General features: G+C 68.2%; 8 protein-coding genes and 4 tRNA genes. 8 read left to right on the top strand and 4 right to left on the bottom strand.

Features of this window, described 5'->3' with window-relative positions; genetic code table 11:
• Both tilS and thiL read right to left on the bottom strand, forming a co-directional pair.
• Positions 1–488 (bottom strand): tRNA lysidine(34) synthetase TilS (gene tilS, locus VLA96_07190; GenBank protein ID HSE48976.1); only part of this gene is annotated, 488 nt, incomplete at its 3' end.
• Positions 485–1,408 (bottom strand): thiamine-phosphate kinase, encoded by a 924-nt coding sequence (gene thiL, locus VLA96_07195; protein ID HSE48977.1) that lies wholly within the window; start codon positions 1,406–1,408, stop codon positions 485–487. The genes tilS and thiL, both read right to left, overlap by 4 nt.
• A gap of 429 nt (positions 1,409–1,837) precedes the next feature.
• Between thiL and VLA96_07200 the strand changes: the two genes are divergently transcribed.
• A complete protein-coding gene (locus VLA96_07200) occupies positions 1,838–2,746 on the top strand; it encodes a M23 family metallopeptidase (protein HSE48978.1) in 909 nt (302 codons plus the stop codon).
• A gap of 5 nt (positions 2,747–2,751) precedes the next feature.
• Positions 2,752–3,273, top strand: a complete 522-nt coding sequence (locus VLA96_07205; protein HSE48979.1) for a hypothetical protein — start codon at positions 2,752–2,754, stop codon at positions 3,271–3,273.
• Positions 3,274–3,389: 116 nt separating this feature from the next.
• Here VLA96_07205 and VLA96_07210 read toward each other — a convergent pair whose 3' ends face one another.
• Entirely contained in the window at positions 3,390–4,406 is a 1,017-nt protein-coding gene (locus tag VLA96_07210; GenBank protein HSE48980.1) for a 3-oxoacyl-[acyl-carrier-protein] synthase III C-terminal domain-containing protein, read from the bottom strand.
• An 11-nt stretch (positions 4,407–4,417) separates the two neighbouring features.
• Positions 4,418–5,464, bottom strand: coding sequence for a hypothetical protein (locus tag VLA96_07215; protein HSE48981.1), 1,047 nt, complete (start codon positions 5,462–5,464; stop codon positions 4,418–4,420).
• A gap of 232 nt (positions 5,465–5,696) precedes the next feature.
• Between VLA96_07215 and VLA96_07220 the strand changes: the two genes are divergently transcribed.
• From VLA96_07220 to VLA96_07245, 6 genes are all read left to right on the top strand, one after another.
• Positions 5,697–5,772, top strand: a tRNA-Thr gene (locus VLA96_07220).
• Positions 5,773–5,946: 174 nt separating this feature from the next.
• Positions 5,947–6,034 (top strand) — tRNA-Tyr (locus VLA96_07225).
• Positions 6,035–6,051: 17 nt separating this feature from the next.
• Positions 6,052–6,273: a hypothetical protein gene (locus VLA96_07230; GenBank protein ID HSE48982.1), complete on the top strand. Its 222-nt coding sequence runs from the start codon at positions 6,052–6,054 to the stop codon at positions 6,271–6,273.
• A tRNA-Gly gene (locus VLA96_07235) sits at positions 6,264–6,338 on the top strand. The genes VLA96_07230 and VLA96_07235 overlap by 10 nt, the downstream gene beginning before the upstream one ends.
• Positions 6,339–6,351: 13 nt before the next feature.
• Positions 6,352–6,427: transfer RNA gene (locus tag VLA96_07240), tRNA-Thr, on the top strand.
• An 11-nt stretch (positions 6,428–6,438) separates the two neighbouring features.
• Positions 6,439–6,765, top strand: a complete 327-nt coding sequence (locus VLA96_07245; protein HSE48983.1) for a hypothetical protein — start codon at positions 6,439–6,441, stop codon at positions 6,763–6,765.
• Positions 6,766–6,938 lie beyond the last annotated feature (173 nt).

The raw sequence follows: 6,938 nt of genomic DNA on the forward strand, positions 1-6,938 counted from the left end.
ATTCCTCCTGAAAAACGAGTGCGCTGCGCCATGCCGCTCGCGCCGCGCACGCCGGCGCCGCGCAGCAGCCGCATCAGCACGGTCTCGGCCTGGTCGTCGAGCGTGTGGCCGGTCGCGAGCGCGTCGAGCGCGTGCTGTCGCAGCGCGTCCGCAAAGAACTCGTGCCGCAGCCGCCGCGCCACCGCCTCGATGCCTTCGCCGCTCTCCCTGGCCGCCGCCGCGGTGTCGGCTTCCGCGCGCCGAAACTCCAGCCCGTGTTGCTCCGCGAGCGCGCGCACGAAGCGCTCGTCGGCGTCGGAATCCGTCCCGCGCAGCTTGTGGTTGAAGTGCAGGACCGCGGCGACCACGATCCCCAGCTCGCCGCGCAGCTCGAGCAACATGCGCAGCAGCGCGACCGAGTCCGGCCCGCCCGACACCGCCACCCCGACGCGGTCGCCCGCCTTCAACAGGCGCTGCGCGCGGATGGATTCGAGCACGCGCTGCTTCATCGCGGCTTCCTCGAAGCGAAGTGCTGCCAGCCCTGCGGCTGGAACCGGAGCAGGCGGCCGCGCGCGTCGCTCACCCACATCTTTCTCTCGCGCGTGATCTCGCCGATGCGCGATACCTCGACGCCCGCGATGCGGTTCGGCACCCGCGCGCGCCGCGGCGCGGTGAACAGCAGCTCGTAGTCCTCGCCGCCGTGCAGCGCGAAGTCCACCCCCGCCACCGCCGGCAGCGCCGGCGCGTAAACGATCGCGCCCACCCCGCTCTCATCGCACAGGTGCTTCAGGTCGGTGGAGAGCCCGTCGCTGGTGTCGATCATCGCCGACGCGACACCGATCAGGCCTTTCCCGACCGCGACTCTCGGCGCCGGCATGGCCGAGGCGACCTCGACCTTGCGTCCCGCGCGCAGCGCCGCGACCCGCGCCGCCGCCCGTCCGAGGCTTCCGGTCACGTAGAGCGCGTCGCCCGGCCGCGCCCCGGAGCGCAGGATCGCCCGGCCCGCAGGCACGCGGCCCACGACCATGATGTCCGCCGCCACGCCGGCGTTCGACGCAGCGATGTCCCCGCCCGCCAGCACCGTCTGGAACTCCATGGCGTGCGTCAGCAGCCCGCGCAGGAAGCCGTCGACCCAGCGCTGCGGCAGCTTCGGCGGGAGCGCGAGCGAGAGGAACGCCGCCACCGGCGTCCCGCCCATGGCCGCCACGTCGCTCAGGCCCCGGGTCAGGCACTGCCGCCCGATGAACCCGGCCGGGTACCAGTCCCGCCGGAAGTGCACCCCTTCGATGCACAGGTCGGTCGTCACCAGCGTGTCCGCCCCCGGCGCAAGCCGCAGCACCGCGCAGTCGTCCCCGATCCCGCGGACGACTGCCGGCCTCGCCGGCGCGGGCGCCAGTTGCCCCGCCATGCGCCGGATCTGCTCGATCAAGGTTTTTTCAGGAAGCGGCATCTTCAGTTGGGTCGGCGGCTGGCGGCTCGCGGCCAACCGCGCTGGTTTGGCGCCGCGGCCGGCCGCCGGGCGCTTGCTGCCGACCCCGACACTATATAGGTTACTGTCATTCCCATTACCCTGGGCCATGACCTGAATCCGGGCCTACGTTGCCCTTCCAAGTACTTTTCTTTCCAGCAACTTGGGATAGAGTACCCGGCATCAGTTCTGCTTGACAGTCCGGAAGCAGCTCTGCTACGGTTTCCGGGCCGTCAAACAAAACATCTGGCCACAGGCCCATAACGACCCAGGAGTCACGGGTCGGCCACGAAGCGAGCTACCAAGTCCACGGGAGCCGCTTTCGGGCACAGTGAACGGCGGGCCTGAAAAAACCGAGACTGTTGGTAGGTAGATTTTCCGGAGACCCCCTTGCGGAAGCGCTACTACATTTTATTGGTCGCACGCGACGCAGAAGGCCAGCTGCGGAAGATCCCCATCCCGCTTCATTATCTCTACGTCTTCATCGCCGGCGCCGTGATCGGCATGTTCACCATCACCGGCATGGCCGGCTCGTACACTCGCATGCTGTGGAAGGCGCAGGCTTTCAACCAGGTGCGCGCCGAGCGCGAGGTGCTGCGCAACCGCGCCGCCCAGCTCGAGCAGGTCGCCGAGCAGCATGAGATCCAGGCTGCCTCGCTCGGCTCGCTCGCCAGCGAGATCTCCACGCTTTACGGCCTGAAGGCCGAGCCGGCGCTCGACCACCAGTTCACCGACGAGCAGTTCGCCGCCTCGCTCGACCAGCTCTACGCGCTCAAGACCTCGGCCTTCTCCGGCGCGGCCACGCTCGGCATCGAGTTCGGCGAGCGCGGCCTGACGACCGCCGATTGGCTGCGGCTGGCTTCCGCCCCGAACCTGTGGCCGGTCGAAGGACCCATCACCGGCTCCTTCGGCGAGCGCATCGACCCGTTCAACGGCGAGGGCGCGTTCCATACCGGCGTCGACATCTCCAGCTCGTACGGCCGCGCGGTGCTCGCGCCCGCGGACGGCATCGTCGAATACGCCGACCTGCAGAACGGCTACGGCCGCCTGGTGCAGCTCCGCCACGCCAACGGCATCTCGACGCGCTTCGGCCACCTCTCCGGCTTCGCCGTCGCGCCCGGACAGCGCGTCCAGCGCGGCGACGTCATCGGCTACGTCGGCCTCAGCGGACGCTCCACCGGACCGCACCTCCACTACGAAGTCCGCATCTACAACACCCCGGTCAATCCCTACAAGTACCTCCGCCTCAACGCCGCGCAGTCGCAGATGCACGGCTTCGGCACGGGCGCCGGCAAGTAGGCGAGATGCTCGCTCTCAGCCGCACGCGATCCCAGCGTGCGGCTTTCGTTCTTGCGGGCGGAGTCACTGCGCTACTGCTCGGGTGCGCCTCCTCCGCTGGACCGAGTGACGCGGAGGTTCGCAAGGCGTTCGAGCACCGGCTGCGCAGCGACCTCGACGGCGGCGCCATCCGCGTCGCCAGCTTCCAAAAGACGAGCGGCCCGGTCGCGATTCCTGGAACGAAGACCATGCACGCGGTAGCCTTCACCGCAAGACTCGAGTGTCTCAAGCCCTACGCCTACCGCCGGCAAGTCGACTGCGCGGCGGGAAGATCCATCCTGGTGACCGAGGGGCCCGGCGAATGGCAAGTCGCGATCGAGGGCGCCGGCGCCGTTGCGCTGCGACAAGAGGGGAAGAACCTGGCCACCAGCGGCGAGTTCGTTCGCGAGACGGACGCCCAAGGCGCTCTCGTCAGCTACCGCGAGAAGAATCCTTTTTCCGGAGTGCTGTACTACAAGGAGTGGAGCGGCTGGAAGTCCGCTGACTGACGGCAAGCAGAAGTTCAAACGGCAAGTGCAAAGGATAAGGGCTTCGGCCTTTGTCCTTTTTCCTTTTACTTCGAAGTTTTCACCTTGAACCTTTTTCCTGGCGGCGAAGCAGCTCGCTACTCCAGCAGCGCGCCCGCCCACAGCAGGCCCGGTCCGAGCGCCGCGATGAAGATCGGCCCGCGCTGCGCCCGCGGGTTGCCGGAGTGCCGCGCCAGCGCCTCCGCCAGCGCCATGCCGCAGGTCGAAGAGCCCAGGTTCCCGGACGCGCGCGTCACGAGCGGGACCTGCTCCGGCGCCAGCCCGGCCTGCCGCTGGAAGATCCCCACCACCCGCGGATTGGGCTGGTGGATGACGACCGCGCTCGCCTCCGCGCGCGTGCGCCCGCCGGCGGCTTCCAGGTCGCCGAGCAGCGCGACCATGCGGTCCACCGCCGCGCGCGCCAGCGCGTCGCCTTCGAACCGCAGCGCGAGCCCGCCGTCCGGCTCCGGCCGCACCACGATGGCCGACGCGAACGCGCCCGCGCAGCCGCTCAACCCGAGCCGCATCCGGTAGAGTCCGCCGATCTCGTTGTCCGCCACACGCCGCAGGACGAACGCGCTCGCGCCGTCGCCGAACAACCCGGCGAACTCGCCCGCCACTTTGCCGGGCCGCAGCAGCCGGCTATGGACGTCGCCGGAAGCGATCAGCAGCGTGTCGGCCTTGCCGGCGGCGAAGAGCGCGTCTGCGAGGAACAGGGCATTGGCCACGCCGGCGCACGCGCCGCCCACGTCGAGCACCCCGCAGTCGCCGCGCGCGCGCAGCGCGGAGTGCAGCCCCGCGCCCAGCGCGGGCACGCCGGCAACGGTCTCGCTGGTCGCCAGGATCCAGTCCAGCTCCTGCGCGGCGACGTTCGCCTGCCGCAGCGCCTGCTCGGCCGCGGCGCGCGCAAGCGAGACCTCGTCCTCGCCTTCGCCGGCGCGGCACAGGGCTTCGAGGCCCGCGCCGTGCGCCAGCTTGCCCGCCGCCATCCCGAACTCGCGCTCCACCTCCGCGATCGGCACGCGCACCGCGCCCAGTGCCGTCCCCCAGCCCGCAAGCGCGGCCGTCCCAGACGACGCGCGCTGTGCTCCGCAGTTCTCTTTGGCTGAGTCCAAGAGTTTGTCTCTTACTTCTGCTTTTTTCTTTTCGGTGCGGGCGTGGGCACCGGCGTCGGCTCGGGCGCGGGTGCGGCGATGGCCGGCGGCTCGCTCGTGACCTTCTTCAGGAATCCCGGCGGGACGGTCGCGGTCAGCACCGCGCTCTTGTCTTCCTGCCGCACCTGGATGCTCTCGAACAGCTTCTTCACGTCCTCGTCGGGGCCCGAGGTCGAACCCTCCTCGAGCTGCTTGAAGACCTCGAGCATGGTGTTGCCGCCTTCGACGATGCGCTGCGCGCGCTCCGCGTCGGGCGTCACGTCTTCCACGCGCAGGTGCGCGCCGCCGAACATCGGGCGCACGCTCGCGACCAGCGTCGTGCCGGCCAGGTTCGCCGCCATCGGCGGCACGGGCAGCCCGAGCCCGCTGCCGTCGCTCAGCCGCGCGATGCCCCACGCCACGCTCCCCAGCGGGATGCGCTCGCGAAAGTTCGCGAGCACCGATGGGCCGGCGGTGTGCAGCGCGCCCGCGCGATAGTGGTCGATCATCATGTGCATCGCCTTGGGCGACTCCGCGGTCGAGACCGCCGCGCGGTCGATCCCCAGCAGCGCGACGCGCGAATCCCATCCGCCGCGCGGCACCAGGTAGATGTCCACGTCGCGGTAGCGCTCCACCGACTTTGCGACCTTCTGGAAGTAGGCGTGCGCGCGCGCCACGTCGAACTTGCCGATGAAGATCTCGGAGAAGCGCGCGTCGGAGCCGAGCGGCGCGCCCGCCGCCGGCGGCGTTTTCGCGGCGTGGACGGCGAAGGCTGCTTCGTCGAGGTCGCGCTCGAACTGGAAGCCGGTCGCGCGCACGAACTCCTCGTATTCCGCCTCGCGCGAGACCTGCCCGCCGGAGAACGCGCCCAGCGTCCGCAGCGTTTTGACGTCGAAGTACACCACCGCGTCCGCCTCGGGCAGCAGGCGCACCGATTCCGGCGAGCGCGTCCGCCGCAGCCACACCACGGTCACGACGGCCAGCGCCACCACCACCAGCACGATGGCGAGTACGCGCACGCTGCGGCGGCGAAGCATCATGAGAGAGCGGGGAAAAGCCTGGGGGATGGGGTGGTCAACGTTCCTTGCCCTGGTTTAGAATCCAAGCGAGGTCGGAATCATAGCACCGGCGTTCCGTGCCCGCCCGAGCCGCCCATAAGGTTAACCAGAAAGTAATCAAAAGGGGGTCGAGGGCGGCGGTTTGCTTGCACGTCAAATGCCGTTATGCTACTTTTAATGTTTGTCCCGTGCGGCGGGAGGGCATCCGAGACAGGCTGGCGTAGCTCAGCTGGTAGAGCATCTGATTTGTAATCAGAGGGTCACAGGTTCAAGTCCTGTCGCCAGCTCCAGGGATAAAGTCCTGGCCGAGTGAGCGCCGGCTGGGTCAGCAAGCTCCAGGTAACGAACGCGCAACTCCTTCAAGGAACACACTCCACGAGGAACTGTTTTCCGCCAGTGGTTGTCCGCGCGCCGTAGCATGCGTGCGCCTTTCGTTGTGCGTTTCAGTACGGCCGAGGTTTTGTGCACAGGTGGCCGAGCGGTTAATGGCAGCAGACTGTAAATCTGCCGCTCCTTGGAGCTACGGAGGTTCGAATCCTCCCCTGTGCACCAGAGTTTGGATGTGGAACGTGAAGCGCCGTCTGACGTGGGCCCTGAGCGCGTACGCAGTGATCGCGATGGTCGCGTATCTTGCGCTCCCGGACAAGTTCTACGTGGCGCGAGTCGGGTTCGTCCCGATGAGCGTCCCGGTGATCCTGCTGATGGCGCTGCTGGCGTTCCGGTCGGTCCTGCATCGCGGTGCAACGATGCACGGCGACGCGGAGATTCGGAGTCGGGAAGGGCGGGAGTAACTCAGTGGTAGAGTCACAGCCTTCCAAGCTGTTGGTCGCGGGTTCGATTCCCGTCTCCCGCTCCAGAGATCGGGTTCTGCTGATGTAGCTCAGTTGGTAGAGCACTCCCTTGGTAAGGGAGAGGTCACCGGTTCAATCCCGGTCATCAGCTCCAGAGTGTTGACGATGGCGTACACGCAAGCGCAGTTGAAGGTTGGGAACGAGGCGGCGTTCGCGGAGTTCCAGTCCGTGCTCGGAGCCGCGTTCGCCGCGGCCAACGTCGAAGGGTTCCTGAGGAGCGTCGGCAAGAAGGGCCTGCGGGTACGGCAGTTCGAGCAGGTGCGCGACGCGGGGCTGCTCGACCGGTTCCGCGGCGGCAAGAGCGTCCGCGAGCTGTGGGACGCGCTCGCGGTCAGCGACCAGAGCCAGGTGCGCGAGCGCTACCTGACGAAGCTCGAAGAGGTCGCGCCGGAAGTCCGGCAGAAGTTCGCAACGCTGTACCAGTACGCATAACGGTTTAACGCAGTCATCCTGAGCTCGAGGACATATGGCGAAAGAGAAATTTGATCGCAGCAAGCCGCACGTGAACGTGGGGACGATCGGGCACATCGACCACGGCAAGACGACGCTCACGGCGGCGATCACGAAGGTGCTGTCGAAGCACAACCCGAAGATCCAGTTCCGCT

The sequence above is a fragment of the Terriglobales bacterium genome (genome assembly GCA_035457425.1).
Taxonomy (GTDB): Bacteria; Acidobacteriota; Terriglobia; order Terriglobales; family Acidobacteriaceae; genus JACPNR01.

Excerpts from the sequence above, each read along its gene's own strand:
- VLA96_07215 (HSE48981.1), bottom strand. The coding sequence starts at position 5,464 with ATGATGCTTCGCCGCCGCAGCGTGCGCGTACTCGCCATCGTGCTGGTG.
- VLA96_07245 (HSE48983.1), top strand. The coding sequence starts at position 6,439 with ATGGCGTACACGCAAGCGCAGTTGAAGGTTGGGAACGAGGCGGCGTTC.
- VLA96_07205 (HSE48979.1), top strand. The coding sequence starts at position 2,752 with ATGCTCGCTCTCAGCCGCACGCGATCCCAGCGTGCGGCTTTCGTTCTT.